Annotated in this window: 16 protein-coding genes; 7 read left to right on the top strand and 9 right to left on the bottom strand. The window is 33.6% G+C overall.

All coding sequences use genetic code 11. The features are described from left to right. A complete protein-coding gene (gene aroF, locus VZL98_10365; protein ID WVH63090.1) occupies positions 1-1,011 on the bottom strand; it encodes a 3-deoxy-7-phosphoheptulonate synthase in 1,011 nt (336 codons plus the stop codon). A 403-nt stretch (positions 1,012-1,414) separates the two neighbouring features. On the opposite strand from aroF, the gene VZL98_10370 reads away from it, so the two are divergent. Further along, positions 1,415-2,152 carry an Ltp family lipoprotein gene (locus tag VZL98_10370; protein ID WVH63091.1) on the top strand — a complete coding sequence of 246 codons (738 nt, stop codon included), beginning with the start codon at positions 1,415-1,417 and terminating at the stop codon, positions 2,150-2,152. A 687-nt stretch (positions 2,153-2,839) separates the two neighbouring features. Further along, the gene (locus VZL98_10375) at positions 2,840-3,181 is read left to right on the top strand and encodes a transposase (GenBank protein WVH64563.1); all 342 of its coding nucleotides are present in this window, start codon (positions 2,840-2,842) and stop codon (positions 3,179-3,181) included. A 548-nt stretch (positions 3,182-3,729) separates the two neighbouring features. Here VZL98_10375 and drt2 read toward each other — a convergent pair. The 8 genes from drt2 to VZL98_10415 all read right to left on the bottom strand — a co-directional run bounded on the left by drt2 (position 3,730) and on the right by VZL98_10415 (position 12,745). After that, positions 3,730-5,028 (bottom strand): antiviral reverse transcriptase Drt2, encoded by a 1,299-nt coding sequence (gene drt2 / locus VZL98_10380; GenBank protein WVH63092.1) that lies wholly within the window; start codon positions 5,026-5,028, stop codon positions 3,730-3,732. 725 nt (positions 5,029-5,753) lie between these two features. Continuing rightward, positions 5,754-6,299 carry a GIY-YIG nuclease family protein gene (locus tag VZL98_10385; protein WVH63093.1) on the bottom strand — a complete coding sequence of 182 codons (546 nt, stop codon included), beginning with the start codon at positions 6,297-6,299 and terminating at the stop codon, positions 5,754-5,756. 257 nt (positions 6,300-6,556) lie between these two features. Then, entirely contained in the window at positions 6,557-7,375 is an 819-nt protein-coding gene (locus VZL98_10390; protein WVH63094.1) for a GTP-binding protein, read from the bottom strand. A 36-nt stretch (positions 7,376-7,411) separates the two neighbouring features. After that, on the bottom strand, positions 7,412-9,001 hold the full coding sequence (locus tag VZL98_10395; protein WVH63095.1) for an ASKHA domain-containing protein: 1,590 nt from the start codon (positions 8,999-9,001) through the stop codon (positions 7,412-7,414). Then, complete coding sequence (locus VZL98_10400) at positions 8,991-10,004, bottom strand: uroporphyrinogen decarboxylase family protein (GenBank protein ID WVH63096.1); 1,014 nt, start codon at positions 10,002-10,004, stop codon at positions 8,991-8,993. The genes VZL98_10395 and VZL98_10400 overlap by 11 nt, the downstream gene beginning before the upstream one ends. Positions 10,005-10,006: 2 nt before the next feature. Beyond that, entirely contained in the window at positions 10,007-10,660 is a 654-nt protein-coding gene (locus VZL98_10405; protein ID WVH63097.1) for a corrinoid protein, read from the bottom strand. 9 nt (positions 10,661-10,669) lie between these two features. After that, positions 10,670-11,530 (bottom strand): uroporphyrinogen decarboxylase family protein, encoded by an 861-nt coding sequence (locus VZL98_10410; protein WVH63098.1) that lies wholly within the window; start codon positions 11,528-11,530, stop codon positions 10,670-10,672. Positions 11,531-11,626: 96 nt separating this feature from the next. Further along, on the bottom strand, positions 11,627-12,745 hold the full coding sequence (locus VZL98_10415; GenBank protein ID WVH63099.1) for a uroporphyrinogen decarboxylase family protein: 1,119 nt from the start codon (positions 12,743-12,745) through the stop codon (positions 11,627-11,629). 342 nt (positions 12,746-13,087) lie between these two features. Here VZL98_10415 and VZL98_10420 point away from each other — a divergent pair, with 342 nt between their 5' ends. The 5 genes from VZL98_10420 to VZL98_10440 all read left to right on the top strand — a co-directional run bounded on the left by VZL98_10420 (position 13,088) and on the right by VZL98_10440 (position 16,097). Further along, positions 13,088-13,327: a hypothetical protein gene (locus VZL98_10420; protein ID WVH63100.1), complete on the top strand. Its 240-nt coding sequence runs from the start codon at positions 13,088-13,090 to the stop codon at positions 13,325-13,327. 12 nt (positions 13,328-13,339) lie between these two features. Further along, on the top strand, positions 13,340-13,828 hold the full coding sequence (locus VZL98_10425) for an Ltp family lipoprotein (protein WVH64564.1): 489 nt from the start codon (positions 13,340-13,342) through the stop codon (positions 13,826-13,828). Positions 13,829-13,869: 41 nt separating this feature from the next. Further along, entirely contained in the window at positions 13,870-14,541 is a 672-nt protein-coding gene (locus VZL98_10430; protein ID WVH63101.1) for a membrane lipoprotein lipid attachment site-containing protein, read from the top strand. 92 nt (positions 14,542-14,633) lie between these two features. After that, positions 14,634-14,849 carry a hypothetical protein gene (locus VZL98_10435; protein WVH63102.1) on the top strand — a complete coding sequence of 72 codons (216 nt, stop codon included), beginning with the start codon at positions 14,634-14,636 and terminating at the stop codon, positions 14,847-14,849. 594 nt (positions 14,850-15,443) lie between these two features. Continuing rightward, a complete protein-coding gene (locus tag VZL98_10440) occupies positions 15,444-16,097 on the top strand; it encodes a hypothetical protein (GenBank protein ID WVH63103.1) in 654 nt (217 codons plus the stop codon). Positions 16,098-16,824 lie beyond the last annotated feature (727 nt).

Raw genomic sequence — 16,824 nt, forward strand, 5'->3', positions numbered from 1 at the left:
CTACACCTCACTTAATATTTCTCTAATCTTAAATATAGCCTTAGCTGTATCATCAAATTTTTCAGGTTTTAGTGATTGTGGCCCGTCACAAAGAGCTCTTTCAGGATCGTTGTGAACTTCAATCAATAGTCCGTCTACTCCGGCAGCAGTTGCCGCTAGAGAAAGTGGTTTAACCATTTTATGCATACCGGCTGCATGACTTGGATCCGCTATTATAGGAAGATGAGTTACCGATTTGAGGTAAGGTATGGCAGTTACGTCGAAGGTGTTTCTGGTCGCCTTCTCGAAAGTTCTGATTCCCCTCTCGCATAACATTACTTCCGAATTTCCACCCGCCATAATGTATTCAGCAGACATAAGCAGCTCCTCATAAGTGGCTGACAGTCCTCTCTTTAATAGAATCGGCTTATCGACTGCTCCAAGTACTTTCAATAATTCGAAGTTCTGCATATTTCTTGCACCAACTTGAATTATATCCACATGTTCAAAGTAGATAATCTGCTTTGGCTCCATTATCTCGGTAACAATAGGAAGTCCCGTAACTTCCTTTGCCTTAAGAAGTATCTCGATTCCCTTCGCTCCCAAACCTTGGAAAGAATAAGGTGATGATCTCGGTTTAAAAGCTCCGCCCCTTAGCACATTTGCACCTGATGCTTTGACATGCTTGGCTGTTTCTATTACCTGCTCTTCAGTCTCAACCGAGCAAGGTCCTGCCATTATTACAAAATTGCCTCCACCGATTTTGGTGCCGTTTTCAAGCGTTATTACAGTATCTTCCGGATGGAATTTTCTGTTAACTTTTTTGTACGGTTCCTGTATCCTCACTACATTCTCTACGATTTCGAGTGCATTGATAAGACTCTCATCAACTTGTGATGTATCCCCAATCAATCCGAGGATGCTATTATGTTCTCCCTCGGAGAAATATATCGATAATCCTTGGCTTTTTATCCAGTTTTTTAATTGTTCAATCTGAACTTCCGACGCTTCATGTTTAATCTTAATAATCATAGTTTCATCCTCCTAAAAAATAATAAAAAAACTCCCCGGCTTTCGGGGAGTCGAATTCAAAATACTCAAATTTCCTTAAGAATACTCTGCATTAGTCACACAACCCAAAAAAGCCTTACTGTTAAATCCAGTAAAGTAAAAATAAAAGTAAAAAGATTGTGCAAATTTTTGAGTCAACATAGTAATTCTCCTAAATCATTTCCACTATCATACCACTATTTGTTAGACTTGTAAAGATAAATTTCATTAAATTTATTTGTTAATAATATTATTATCTATTTAACCTCTATATTCCACTGCATTATTTAAGTAATATTTTACAAATATTTAATTTGGGTATAATATTAACACCTATAAAAGATTTTATTTTAGTTGCATTTTCAAAATACTGGAGGACATTAAGATGAAAAAGTTATTATTGTTAATCGCTATAATGCTTGGAATCTCAGGATGTGCGGCAGATGAAAAAGTTGAACCCAAGCCTGCTGACAATAAACAGACTGAAGATAAACAAGTTATCGATAGTGTGGAAGATGAAGCTGAAGATAAAGATGAGGTTAAAAATATCGAAAAGATAGAAAAAAGCAGCGAAGAACTCGAAAAAGAAGAACTTAAAGAAAAACAAAAAGAAGTTGAGGATAAAAAAATAGAAGAATCTGCTAAATCCAATCAAGACGAGGTTCCGGATGAATACAAAGCTGCTCTTGCAAAAGCTGAAGAATATGCAAACTCAAAATACATGTCTAAAATGGCCATTTACGGTTGGTTGACCTCCAAGGACATGGACAACTACTCCCATGAAGCGGCACAATACGCCATAGATCATCTTGAAGCAGACTGGAACAGAAATGCCCTTGAAACAGCCAAAGCCTATGTTGAAAAACTATTTCTTTCCAAGAAAAGCGTATACCATCATCTAACTTGGGAATTCGGAGGCTACTTTACCGAAGAGCAGGCAGATTACGCCATGGAGCACTTGGTGATAGATTGGAAGGAAAACGCCTTAAATAGAGCAAAAGAGCTAAAAATAGACATGGAATTCACCGATGAAGAACTTAGAGACTGGCTAATCTCCGATGAAGGAGAGCAGTTCACAGTAGAGGAAGCAGATTATGCAATTGAGAATTTAGATAATGATTAAATTGAGATTCTAGAACCTTCAATAAGTTTTAAAGGTGAAATATGGAAATCAAAAAACTGCAACGAATGCTCGTTTGCAGTTTTTTATTTAGAATATTTTTTCTAATATTTGTGTTTTTAGGTTCCATGTGATCAAGGAGCTGTCTGCAATTGTAGACTTAGGGAGAGATACAAAAAGAGGAATTCGAAGAATTCTACTGCTATATTTTAAACTCAAGACTAACTACTGTCAGACTCACAACTATCCCCACACTTCCACGTTTGTTTCCAAACAAATTTAATCATATACCTTTCAATTGGAGGTACTACAATGCGGCTTATGTAATTGCTGCCCAAAGTTTTCTCTCCCTCCGAATTTGCTTCGCAAATCCACCTCCCTTAAAAACCTAACCAATTGAGATGCATTTCGAAATCCTGGTAGGTTTCATGCAAAGAATTCCTAAGAACTAAGTGATTGGCATGAATTCGACTGCCAAAAGATGGAGGCTCTCAAAAGCAAATCTCACACCACTAATTTTTCTACTTACCGTAGTTTTATGGTTTAATTTTTTGGTTTTTATTGGCTCCATCTGACGAGGGAGCTGTCAGCTCGGCTGACTGAGGGAGAGATACTAAAAGAGGAATTCGCAGAATTCTACTGCTTTATTTTGAATTCTTTTCGATTGGTATACTGACAGTATTAAATGATATCCTTGATGAATACTCAAATACTGCACCAAAGGCTATGGAATTACTAGATGCTGGTTTTGACGACATAACCCAAGTATTAAATATTCCAATAAAGTATCGAAAAAGATTAAGGACATCAAATATCATTGAACGTCTAAATCAAGAGATTCGTCGTAGAGAACGAGTAATACGAATATTCCCAAACGATGAATCCATGAACCGTTTAATTGGGGCAATATTAATTGATTTAGATGAGAAATGGAGTAGCGGGAGAATATGGTTGGATATGCATGAATACCATGAATCCAAACAAGATCAAGCCGAGCTTCAACAAATTGAACCTACAAAGGTAGTTGCATAAGTCTGAGTTTAAGCTAATGCACCGCCAGCCTTGCACCAAGAACTTAAAAAACGGTAAGTGTTAACCACCGAAGGCGATAAACTCTCAACAAAATGGTGTAATTTTCCTTCGTTTTTTTAGTGTACCATTTTTTAAGTACTTGCCACAAGGCCAAGCCCTTCGGGTGGCTGATGTAATACCTCAGGCTCCAAATCTACAACAAATCAAAAAAAGAAACTGCTAATCAAAAGGTAAGATAAAACAATTTACACACTAATTTGGACTTGACTTTTTTATGCAGAAAAAAGTTTATTTAAATACTTTAATATTTGGTTTAAAGAGTTGAAGTTATTGGGTGGTGATGGTTTTGATTTTTTAGGAAATGATTTCAAACAAAGAATGCTCCAGGCAGAATAGTCTGCCTGGAGCGTATGAAGTTTGCTATTGGATATCTTATAATATTATTTGATAAAGAGCTTTACATAACTTGAAATACCTGATATTAAATTCTAAATAAGCTCGTGATTATATTTTCTCAAAATAAAATCCTAACATTTAGTTGTTTATCATTACTTTATTGCCCTTTTAATTTTTCCCATATGTTTATTTTTCGTAGGACAAATAAACTCCTCTGGCATTATTTTCTTAGAATTGTTTATATAGGTAATATAATTAGTATTACCTTTTTTACACCCTCTTTCAGAGAATTTATTATAAAGATTTTTGTTACTAATTTTATTCCCTTTCTTACTAATACCATTTGCCTTTCTTATGTACTTAGCTTTCGCATGCAACTTTCTATAATAACGAGATATTGATTTTTCACGAATCCTTATACTTCTACCATCATAAATATATCCTAAATAATCAATCTTAGCATTCGTAATTCCTGAATTTAGACAATCTTTAGAAAACTCAATGATATTATTCTTCTTGACCTTAAATATCTTAGTCTTTTCTTCTTGTATTTTTAATTTTGGTACTGTTTTACAAACTTTGTCAATGCTCTCAATTATCTTACTAATATTAACCCCATCCATTTCAGGTATAATAATTATTATATCATCACTATACCTCATATACATACCACCCAAGTTTTTTATCATATTATTAACTTCGTTATCAAAGTGCAATAAGTATATATTTGATAAAACTGCACTAATTGGAGATCCTTGGGGTATACCATAATCATTTATATTAGTTTTTAAGTATTTAGGTTTGTATTTTCGAAAAAGCTCTTTTGATAAAACACGTTGTCTTTTATTAAGTATACAGTGCTTATTTTTATTCTCTTGTATTCCATTTATTCTATAAATTGATTCAAGATCCCACCATGAATACTTCGTAATATTTTTAAAGATAGCATAATAATCAAGTGGCAATATTGTAGATTCTAGTAAATGACACATCATTTTTTTTAGATATCCATGGTCTATGTTATCAAAAAACTTTTCAAAATCATAAACAATTACGGTACAGTTTTCATTGCTTTTAATAAAATTAATAGCATCCTTAGCAAAATGAATATTGCATTTCTTTAAATCAGTTCTATAAGCAACTACCGCGTTTTCTAATCCCAGTGACTTTACTTTTTTATTAAATTCCACATTTAATTTATAAGCATAATATGAATATATGTATCTATCTATATGTGCACAATAAAACAAGTCCCTCTTTTTAGTCTTAAATCTTCTGGATTCTTCTTGATTATTTTTTCCAAGATACTTTTTTGTTTCCTTTTGAAAATGAAGAAAAGGATAGAACCCATGCGATATTATATTCTCTTTATTCTGTATATACTGACTAGCCTTTTCTACTGAGGTCCTTAGGTCGAAGTGTGAATAATTTTTCGGCTTAATACTTTTCATCCAGGTTGACAAAATCATACGCACCTCCAGAGCAATGGCCATCAGCCAAGCTGCAGCATACATATAACTGATGGATATTCTCTTAAACACAGTTCATAAAGGAACTGGCTGCAAAATTTCATGATGCTCTATGATATAATAAGAGAGGAGAATTATAAGTATATGACTATAATATCAACGATACAAATTCTCGTTACTATAATTCATATAGCTCTTCAAGATATTAGTTGTGAAGTTCATAATCCACAAACATTAGTCTTGATTTCCAATCTTTCACCTACAACAATTTTGTAGGTCATATATATTATACCACATCCTGAACATATGTTCTAGTTTTGTTAAGTTTTGTTCTACTATTATTTGCCAAAGTTAAATTTATTTAGTGTATTTAATTCTCTATTATTCACTTAACCCTAAATACCTTGAATACAGCCTCTTCCGGTGATTAGTAAAAAATATGAAGTAGTATTTTTATAACTGGCGTCAAAATAGACTTGTTCTATGACAAGAAAGTAGCTTCTGCAATTATAGATAGATTACAATACTAATTCCGATTACAGGTTCATACTATGATTTAAAGACCACTTTAATGAAAAGGAGAGTGATTAGAAGATTATTGTACATTATAATTTAATCACAATTGTACATTTTTATCTTGACGTTTACAGTCTTATTAGACTTTTGAGTCATTCTTTTCAAGTAAAACATTGTTTCTTCGATAGGCTCTAATTGAGTCTTTGGACGCTTTTAATTAATGGTACAAATATCTTGTAGCCTAATACTCCTAGTACCATCTTAGAATATTCAACGAAGTCTTCTAGTTCGGATTCCTTTTCCTCAGTGACATTCCCAGGGTTAGGATCATTGCTGTTCCTTACTTTGAACCTGTCTATATCTTTAGCTAAATTTGTAAATCTATTTTCCAAATAGCTTATTTCGGTTGGTCCAAATGAATTATTTTGAGTTGTTAGCATTATGGCATCGCTAAAATAACTGGAATCCTTTAAATTTTCCATAACTCTAAAAAGTACTCCCTCCCCATTTTCCCTTATCTCAGCTTGTCCAATATATACTTCATCTTCATTGTCATCATTTTTTCCAAACAAAAAATACACTCCACTCTGCTTTAAGTCTTGTCTATTTTTGCATTTATCCAAATAAGATCTAGGAACTTTATAGGCTAAACCAGTCCAATTAGATAGTGTACATTTTATTCTTCCAGTAACATCTCCATCCATTAAAAATAAATTAAAATTTTTGCTTTTATTCATTTACTCCTCCAAAATCATAATATAATCAGCTATACAAAAATGAGTACAAATAAACTGCTAATTTTAACAAAGTGTATTTATTATTAAGGGGCAAGTATAAATAGTAAGGCTCTTTTTAGCCCCTAGTTTGTATTGAAGTGACACTATTTTACCAAAAGGTTGAGTATATTCTATAAAACTAATTACGACACTATATAGACTTTATCATGAATTAAAATTTTTGTCATATAACAGATGGCTAACTTTCATAATCCTATTTAATCTTTATGAATAATAACAATTCCCATACAATCCGTATTCGTTTCTTCAAAGGTCCATGAATTAGCTGCATAGTCTACCTTAAATATTTTATTATTTAGTATTGCATTGCCTTTAACTCTATAGATTTGTTCACTACTTACAGTTTTGTTCACTTCTTCTATTAGTTCTTCTTTTGTTTTAAAGATGGGTTTTTCTATGATTTTGGTATCCATTTCGAGTTTGTCGGGGATTAGTTTGCTTATATGCGTTTTAGTATCATGTATTTTTCTTAAGTTATCAAATGTAATTTTGTCATTTATTAGATCTTTTTTTAAGATTGATGCTAGTGGATTTAAACTCTTTAATCTTTCTATCTCTTTTTTATATTGTCCACTTAGGCTGCTTTTCCTAGTATTTAGAATTATCGTTCCTGCATTGATTATTTGATCTTTAAAGAAGTCTCCGAAGAAATCTACTGAGTCTAAGAATTCATCTGCTTCTATAACGGTACATGGATATATATTGTTTTCACCCTCGAGCTGTCTTAAAACTTGACTTAATTGTGCTACTCCTGAAGGTTCTATAATTATTTTGTCGAACATCTTATTTTCTAATATTGCCTTTTTAAAATCAGTTGCCATGGTACAGCAAATACACCCTGATAAGAGGTTTGCGACGTCTACATTTTCTCGTTTCAGTATTTCTCCATCAAATGGTTTGTTGCCGACCTCATTTTCTACAATTAAGATCTTCTCATCATTGTCCTTGAGAAGATTATTTATTAATGTTGTTTTTCCTGATCCTAAAAATCCGGAGATAATATATACTACTGACAATTTATCACTCCTACTCTATTATCGTTCTTTATCAATTTATCCTATTTCAGGAAACATGCATGCATCTCTAAATACTTCTTCATAATCTTTCGTGGTAGCTAATTCCATATACTCAATATTGTTTGCTAAAGCTTCCATTTCTGTTCTGACCACTTTTGACATTAATGCCATAAATGCACCGGAAATAGATGAGTTCCCTAAGTATTTGATTTTATGCATCAATCCTACGGGTATAATGCCCGTCTGAGCAATTGACTCGGCAGGTAAATGGGAGCCGAATTGACCAGAGATATATACTTCGTCAATTTCATTTTCTTCTAAGCCGGTATCTCGTAAAAGTGTTACAATTCCGGACAAAATCGCACCTTTAGCCAGTTGTATTTGTCTGATATCTCTTTGAGTAACCACTATTTCAGGTTCTTTCAATAAAACCAGTTCCCTTTTTGCGCCATTCATCCTAATATAAGCTCTGCGGTAATCTCCATCATCCAATTTCTCTGGTTTAATGAAAACTCCCGACTTTGTTATAATGCCTGTCTTAATCGCTTCCCTTACTGCTGCTAGAATTCCTGATCCACATAGACCTATAGGCATGCTATCTCCTATTATTTCGAGTTTAATTTCTTTTTCCGTTATTTCAACATTTTCAATAGCACCATCTGCAGCCCTCATCCCATGCGAAATATTCATACCTTCGAGAGCAGGACCTGCTGCACACGAGCATGAGTATAATTTACCATTTTTAGCTAAAACAATTTCTCCATTAGTTCCTATATCAATGAATAATATATTTCCCTTTTTCATATGAAGTTCTGAAACATAAACTCCAGAAACTATATCTCCACCAACAAATGCTGATACTTGAGGAATACAGTATAAAATTGTTTTTGGTAAATCCAGTCCAATATCTTTAGCTTGTAATTCTTGTGCATCTACAAAGGCAGGATTAAAAGGGTATCTTCCTAGTGAGCTAGCATCTACACCAAGAAGCATATGAACCATTGTGCAGTTAGCCGATACTACCATGCTTTTTACATTTTCTTTTATTATGTTGCATTCGTTTAAAACATTATCTATCAGATGATTAATGCCTTTAACAGTTACTTTTTGTATTTCCTCTATGCCATCTTTACCCTTTTCTATCTCATAAGTTATCCTGGTTAATACATCTAAACCAAACTTTTTTTGTGGATTTATCATTGAAGATGATCCCAATTGTTTTCCATTTTTCAAATTATATAGACCAAGGGCTATTGTTGTGGTTCCAATATCAACAGCAATTCCATAACCTTCAGATTTATCAATTGAAAAATCGGGAATGTATCCACTTGTTAATACTTCTACCCCTTTTTCTTCTTCAAGGGTTGTAACAGTTATATCGCTATCTACTTCATGTGTACATGCGAGCCTTATACCTTCTCTTAATTCATGGTCTTTAAGTAATCTTAAGTCAGCATTATCTATTTTTATTTCTTGTGCCGATTCTATTTTTACTTTGCATTTCCCGCAAGTTCCTCTGCCATTGCATGGATTATTCACAAATATTTGGTTTTCAATTAGTATGTCCAGGAGATTTCCTTTCTCACTTTCAATTACTAGTCCTGTATTCACAATCTTAATTTTCATTTACTTCTCCCAATATAGAAGATATGTTTTTATATGGTGATTTCATACCTATTCCACATGCAGGAGAAAGTATTGATGCTCCATTATTGATACACGATCTTGTAAGTCTTCTAATTGTTTTAGTGTCTCCAAACTCAAGCGCATAGGTACCTACATTCCCCATCAGAATTCTATCTCCTAATTTTGCCTTTGCTTCCTTATAGTTCACCATGGAATCAAAACTGAGGACATCTGCTGTTAGTTTATTCACTTCATCATATACATTTCTCATCTGTCCACATATGTGAACCATGGTATAGCCTCCGGCTTTTTTAATTTCCTCTAATAGTAGGTTCATATATTTTACCAAGTACTCATCAAAAGGTTTCGGTCCCAGTATTTCTCCTGTTCCACTTGGATCGGATATCGCTATAATTTCTGCACCACAATTTAACATCTCCAGTGAAAAACTTATTAACTCATCTGTTATAAATTTGAGAAATTCATGCATTTCTTTAGGTTTTTTTCTCATTTCTTTATAGAAAGTTACCGGGTCTATAATCGATGTTCCTAAGCTAATAGGACCAGTTATATTACCTATTACGGGGATGCTTTCATTTTTTTCTTTTAAAATTCTAATTGCTTCTAGAACGGTTTTTACGCGGCCTTTTTCAAAGTCAATTTTAGGTAATCTGTCCAAGTCGGATACCGATTTCAATAAGTACTCCACCACATGTGGTTCATAAATAGTGCTGCCCATGTCTATTACCGATCCCATGTTTTCAGCTTCTACGGTCATGCAAAAAGGAACTCCGTAGTTTTCAAAGCAGTTGTTTTCAACTATTGCTTTAGCTAAGTTTGCCATCTTTCTAGAATCTGAGTGAGCTTCCGGTAAATAAGTGGAACTGATATTCATCAATTCTTCAAAAACCATATTCATCATACCACCCGGACATACTACAGGAGGCCTGTCAACACTTAAACCTTCCATGGTTTTTAGTAATCTGTCTTTTGGAGTTATCATAATTACTTTATACCCACTAGTTTTTTAGCTTCTTCTACTGCTCTTACGGCATTTGTAGTATATCTATCTGCCCCAATTTGATCTGCGAATTTTTGTGAAATAGGACCTCCTCCTATCATTACCTTTACTTTATCTCTAATACCTGATTCTTTTAATTTATCAATAACAATACCCATATTGCCCATTGTCGTTGTCATCAGCGTCGACATGCATACTAGGTCGGCATTGTGCTCTTTTGCTGCAGTAATAAAATTATCTAGAGGTACATCTCTTCCTAAGTCAATCACGGTAAATCCTGCTGTTTCCATCATGATTTTAACTAGATTCTTACCTATATCATGAGTGTCTCCCTCAACTACTCCTATTACCGCTACAGCTTTGTCTCCTTCTACTTCACCTTCGTCCAAATGTGGTCTAAGTATATCCAAACCTGCATACATGGCATCTGAACATAGCAGTATGTCGGTTATAAAGTACTCTTCTTGGTCATATAGATCAGAAGCTTTATTCATCCCGGATACAAGTCCATCCATTATCCCATCGTATGCAGAGTAACCTGCTTCAATGTACTCTTTAGCAATATTAACAACTTCTTCGTCTTCCATTTCCACAACACATTCATCCAGTAAATTCAATAACTCTTCTTTTGATCTCATATTTTCCCCCTATATTAGTCTTATTGCTTTTGTTTCCATTAATTTGTTATTTGCTTTACCAATACACATATGACCTAAAAACTTATTCTTACCTTTTAAATGTATAAATGTTTCTCCATAACTCATTTCCCTATCCAGTTTAATATCCACAAATTCCGCCTTTCCAACTCCTACTAAAGCCAGAGTTGTTTTTGGACATAGAATAAATAATAGATTACTATCAATTTTTTCAAAGTATCTTAAAAAGTCATAGGTGAATAACTCAATATATAGCTCTGCAAACTTTGGTCCTAAGATATTTACTCCTCCAGTGGGATCGGCAAATGAAATTGCATCTACACCTGCTTCCTCTAGATCTTTTATATAGTTTGCGAGTATCCCAATGAATCTATTAAATATTTTTACTATTGTATCTTTTTCTCTTCTCATTCCTTTAAATACGATTGACGGATCTATTAATACATTTAATATGGTAAATGGTCCGGCTACTTCAAAAACTACAAATTCCCCACGGCTTTTCAGTTCTCGAACTGCATCTAAAAAGATTTTGGCCCTGCCTTTTTTTGTGTCAATCATTGGAAGAGTTAATAATTCATTGAGCTCTTGGAAAAGATATTTCCCTGCTCTTGGACCGGTCATCTCATTTCCATAATTAATATCTCCTCCCATTGAGTCGGCTTCCAGCGTATGACAAAAAGGTAAATCCACATAAGGGTGACCATTCTTGTTTTTAATTAATTTTGCATACTTCACAATCATGTCCCTATTTTTATGCACCTCAGGAAACTTTATTCCGTTTTTCTGGTAACAATCCAAGGTTACGAGTTCTTCCTTCGGTTCAGGACATTTATAATCCGAAATTCTTTTCAACTTTTCCTCCATATTTTTTCCATTTCTATATCAGTATGAATATCGTTTAATTGGACGTTTTTCAATTATGAGTATATCCATGAATAAAAAATCTTATTAAGCTTCCTCCATGCCTTTTGGCATTTCACCAATTTTTGCATCTCTACCATACTTTCTGACAGCGTATATCATAGCTTCCAGGTTTTCTCTTGGAGTTCCAATCGGAATTTGACAACCACTGCTTAAAATAAATCCTTTTGGAGATGTGGAGCCTTTTCTAATAGATTCTTTTACACTATTAATAACATCATCTATAGAACCGAATCTCAATACTTCGACAGGCGGTACATTTCCGGATATTACTAGGTCATCTCCTATGGCTAATCTCAGTTCTTCTAAGTCTTCACAATTATCCACACTAAATGAACTTATTTCCATTTCCGGGAAGTATTTCCAAATCCCTTTTGTATGCCCACAAATATGTAAAGAAGGGGCACTACCCGTTATTTCTTTTAATCCGCTAAACAATCTCTTCATTTCAGGCAAGCTAAACTCTAAAAATTGATCTTCACTAAATATATCTGTACAAGTTACCGGGTCCGAACAAGAAGCTTGTGCCCCTCCAAATTCTTTAGTAAAAACTTCAACCCATTTCAATGAATTGTCTACACAAAGTGCTATTAATTTTTTCAATTGGTCCGGATTTTTTCTGGTATCACGCAAAATCTTTTCAATCGGTCTAACCGCAACAGCAGTTGATACAGGTCCTACTACTCCGGTACTTAGTACCATATCAGGGTATTCTTTTCTTAACTTTTCTGCAGTTTCCAGCATCGGTGTGAGTATTTTATTGTTATATGGATCAATTTCAACTAATTTATCCCAATCGCTATAATCTTGTAATATATGGTGTTTTATGCTATCAATACCATGCTCAGGTATACTTAATGTTGATCCCATTGCAGCTCCCATGCTCCTCAAACTCAATCTAACATTGACTCCCGAAACTCCGAATTCATCCCTGGAACCCTCTATAATCTTTTGGTATATATTAAAATCACTATCCATTTGACTTGTGGTATATCCGAACACCTCGGATAATGCAGGATAGGGTGCCAGCAAAACATATGGTAAATAATCCACTACTTCCCCTGAAAAATATCTTTTTACCCTCTCACCGTGACTGTAGCCTGTTTTTTGTTTCCTCATTTCCTCTTTTAACTCATTGTAATCCATAAAAAATCTCCCTTCCCTCATATTTATATTTAAACTTTTTTAACTTAAGTAAGCTATATACTTCTGTTTCATGCAAAGATTGTCATCAAAATCGTAAATTACTATGTATAATACTAAAATCCTTTTACGCATATAAAAGTGTATCATAATAATACAGTGTGTATCATTTGAATATTTTATGAATAATCCACTATCATAATAAATCTTTATACTTGAAGCAGAAAGCTGCAAACTTCGTAGTTAAAGCTTAGTAGCACCATGCACCAATCGCCATGTCTAAAGCGTCTATTTGTGCTATACTGTTATATAACAATATATTTTATTATTAAGGGGGAGTATTAATTGAAAAAACTTGCAATTATATTGGGTTTAATTCTGTCTCTTGTTTTAACGGCATGTGGAAGTGATGGTGACAAGAAATCTGCAGAGGAGAAGAGTGTTGAAACTTCTAAATCAGAAGATTTAAAAGCTAAAGAAAAGGAATTAGAGAAAGAAGAAGCGCTTAAGAAAAAAGAGAATAAGTCCAAAAGTAAGGTAGAAGATACCAATAAATCTAAAACTACAGTTAAAACTGCAGCTTAAAAAACTGAATCAATTCCAGCTAAGGAAGAAAAATCAGACAATGTCTCTAAAGAATACAAAGCAGCATTAAATAAAGCTGAAAGCTATGCTAATATGATGCATATGTCAAAGAAAGGTATATATAACCAACTAGTTTCCGAATATGGTGAGAAGTTTCCTGAAGATGCTGCTCAATATGCTATTGATAATCTACAAGTAGATTGGAATAAAAATGCTTTGGAAAAAGCAAAAGATTATGCCACAACTATGGCTATGTCGAAGCGTGGAATATACGACCAGCTAATATCAGAATATGGCGAGAACTTCACTGAAGAAGAAGCACAGTACGCAATAGACAATCTAAAAATTGACTGGAATAAAAATGCTCTTCAAAAAGCCAAGGATTATCAAAATATGATGGATATGTCGAAAGAATCAATTAGAGAACAATTGGTTTCTGAATATGGTGAAAAATTCACTGAGGAAGAAGCTAATTATGCTATTGAGAACTTAGATGACTAAACTTATATAGTTATAATGATTCTTAAAAGGAGGATCTGAACTTGAGAAAGATATTAATTATATTTTCATTATTATTTATATTAACCGCATGTAGTAAGAGCCCTGTAAAAGAACCGGTTCAAGATAAGGCCGTGGAGTCAAAAGATACTGAAAGCAAAGATGCTTCTGATACATCAACTGAGCAAACTGAACAGTCAAAAAAAGAAGAGAATGAAGGAACCGGCAAAATAGAAGTTGATAAAAAACTGCTAACAACTGAAATTCATATACCTGCGTCAATTTTTGGTGATGATCCTATTACTCAAGAGGAAATTGATGAGTCAGTTGCAGCCGGAACTTTTAAAGAAGGAAAGGTTAATCCGGACGGATCCGTAACTTATGTAGTTACTAAAGAACAGCATAAAAAGCTAATGGACAACTTCATGGTTCAATTGAAATCTACCCTAGATAGTCTAGTAGATGATGAGAATAATTCATTTTTGAAAATTGAAGTTAATAGTGATACTTCAGAGTATAAGGTATATGTAGATCCAGAAAGGTACAATGAATTTGAATCTTTTAGCGCTTTAGGATTATATTTACAATCAGCTTTTTATAGATCAATAGCAGGCGATAAAGATATTTATACTACCGTAAAGTTTATTAATAACGAAACCGGAGAAACTTTGAATGAAGCTAACTCTAAAGAATTTTTCGAGCAGAAGTTAGATTAGTAGAGATTGTATTTTACTGTTATAAGTTTGCCATAAACTGGTTTAGTTCTAAGTATTAGAATTTCTCGTATATATTTGAAAGGGATGATAATATGAAGTTTGGTATTCGTAAACCAAATATTACGAAATCATTTAAGGCGAGAACAACAGATAGATTAAAGCGAAGCATCAAAAAATCTTTGAATCCTTTCTACGGAACTAAAGGGATGGGTTTGGTTAAGAATCCTAAAAAATCTGTTTATAATAAAGTGTACAGAAAAACAAGCATAGGTTTATTCTCACTTTTCAAGAAGATTTTTAAAGGATAAAGCGTTTAACTTTAGTTTACTTTTGTCTTAACTGCTTTTTGCGATGATTTTGTTACAAGTATTATTACTTGGATTCTCTGTTTTCTAGTTGCCATATATGAAATATTTAATTGGAAAACAAAAGTAGTATAAGGATACTGAAATTTATCTATGTAACTATCAAAAAATCCTCTAGAGATTAGTTTTTAAACTGCTCTCTAGAGGATTTTGTCCTTTTCGTATTCCAGCATATTAATATCCTAAACTCTAAAACAAAAAAACAAAAGGATTAAGGGCTGTTTACAACAGCCCTTAATCCAAAAAGGAGATTAAAGCAATAACAAACGACAAGAATGATATTGTTCTAAGCAATTCTATTATATCATTGTTTTTGAATATAAACAAATTGGGTAAATGTCGAAGATAAGGATACATATGGTTACTTTTAAGAACTATTATTTATGAGTAAATACTGAAGTTTAGGTCCTATTTTTCATCACAGTAGCACCCATGATAATTACTTTTCAAACAAATTTGTAATTTTACGTATTTTGATAATAGTGCTATAATTAGTATGTCTTTTTAAGACAAAGATTTGAAAGGAAGGGTTAAATTTTGAAAAAGATAATTTTAGCAATAGCACTCATGCTTTCACTGACTGCATGTGGTGGAGATAAGAAAGCGGAAGAAAAGAAGGATGAGCCTGCTAAGCAGACAGAGGTTGAAAATAAGGAAGTTAAGGATAAGTCCGACGAAAAAGTTAAGGAAGAAAAAGAAGATAAAGCTGATAAGGCAAGTGAAGAAAAGTCTGAGACATTTGAGATAGTTCTTCCAAGTGGGTTATTTAGTGAAGGGGCTAATGTCGAAGAAGAGATTTCTAATGCTAAGGCGAATAAAGTTGTAACTGATGGGAAGCTAAATGAAGACGGATCTGTTACTTATACTGTAACAAAGGATCAGCAGACATCTTTACTTGAAAGCGTAAAATCTGCTATGAATGGATTCTTTAATGCAATTATTAAAGATGATTCCAATTCGATAAAAAAAATTGAAGTCACCGATGACTTGTCAGAGTTTAAGCTCTTTGTAGACGAAGCAAAGTTTGACGAAAAGGAACTTGACAGTGCATATGAGTTGCATCTGACTTCATCTCTATACAATGCAATTTTAAATAAACCTGAGAGCAAAACTATGATTAAGGTTCTAAATAATGAGACCGGGGATCTTATTAAAGAAGTTAGCTCTGATGATTTAAATAAAACTGAATAGGATGTTTGAGAGGAGCTGTTTATGGCAGCTCCTTTTTTGTTGGAGGAATAGTGGTTAGGGTAAATATAGAAGTAGAATTCTGCGAATTCTTTTATTGTATATCTCGCCCGGAGAGTTGGATAGTCGTGTGGGATTAGTCGTGAGTCTAAAATATAAAAGTTGAATTTTCCAAATTCTTCTTTGTATATCTCTCCCTCAGTCAACCAAGTTGACAGCTCCCTCGTCAGATGGAGCCATTCGAAGAACGAAGTGATTCGCTAGAATTCGACACTTCAAAAATAGGAGTGTGTGAAGCCGCTTAGCCTCCCTCTGACGAGGGAGGTGGGTCGCTAAAGCGACTCGGAGGGAGAGAAATACAAAGAGCGACATTTTCACGTCGCTACATTCAGTTTACTAATTGAAAAGATATTTAAATATAGCAGTAGAATTTTTAAAATTCTTTTATTAATATCTCTCCCTCAGTCAACCAAGTTGATAGCTCCCTTTCCAACCTAATCAATTGAGATGCTTTTCGAAATTATGATAAGTTTCATGCAAAGAATTCCCAAGAACGAAGTGATTGGCTAGAATTCGACTGCCAAAAGATGGAGCCGATAAGAATTCGACTTCAGAAACATGGAGATTGGGGCATCTCCTCTACTTTGTTTCTTGGTGATTTGTATTAAATGGATGAAATATGATTTGAAATATGATTATGGTAATAAAAAAAGCCTAAAACACTACAGTT

The organism is Peptoniphilaceae bacterium AMB_02 (assembly GCA_036321625.1).
In the GTDB taxonomy this organism is placed as follows: domain Bacteria; phylum Bacillota; class Clostridia; order Tissierellales; family Peptoniphilaceae; genus Microaceticoccus; species Microaceticoccus formicicus.

Excerpts from the sequence above, each read along its gene's own strand:
- drt2 (WVH63092.1), bottom strand. The coding sequence starts at position 5,028 with ATGAAAAGTATTAAGCCGAAAAATTATTCACACTTCGACCTAAGGACC.
- aroF (WVH63090.1), bottom strand. The coding sequence starts at position 1,011 with ATGATTATTAAGATTAAACATGAAGCGTCGGAAGTTCAGATTGAACAA.
- VZL98_10395 (WVH63095.1), bottom strand. The coding sequence starts at position 9,001 with ATGAAAATTAAGATTGTGAATACAGGACTAGTAATTGAAAGTGAGAAA.
- VZL98_10435 (WVH63102.1), top strand. The coding sequence starts at position 14,634 with ATGAAGTTTGGTATTCGTAAACCAAATATTACGAAATCATTTAAGGCG.
- VZL98_10415 (WVH63099.1), bottom strand. The coding sequence starts at position 12,745 with ATGGATTACAATGAGTTAAAAGAGGAAATGAGGAAACAAAAAACAGGC.
- VZL98_10405 (WVH63097.1), bottom strand. The coding sequence starts at position 10,660 with ATGAGATCAAAAGAAGAGTTATTGAATTTACTGGATGAATGTGTTGTG.
- VZL98_10385 (WVH63093.1), bottom strand. The coding sequence starts at position 6,299 with ATGAATAAAAGCAAAAATTTTAATTTATTTTTAATGGATGGAGATGTT.
- VZL98_10400 (WVH63096.1), bottom strand. The coding sequence starts at position 10,004 with ATGATAACTCCAAAAGACAGATTACTAAAAACCATGGAAGGTTTAAGT.
- VZL98_10370 (WVH63091.1), top strand. The coding sequence starts at position 1,415 with ATGAAAAAGTTATTATTGTTAATCGCTATAATGCTTGGAATCTCAGGA.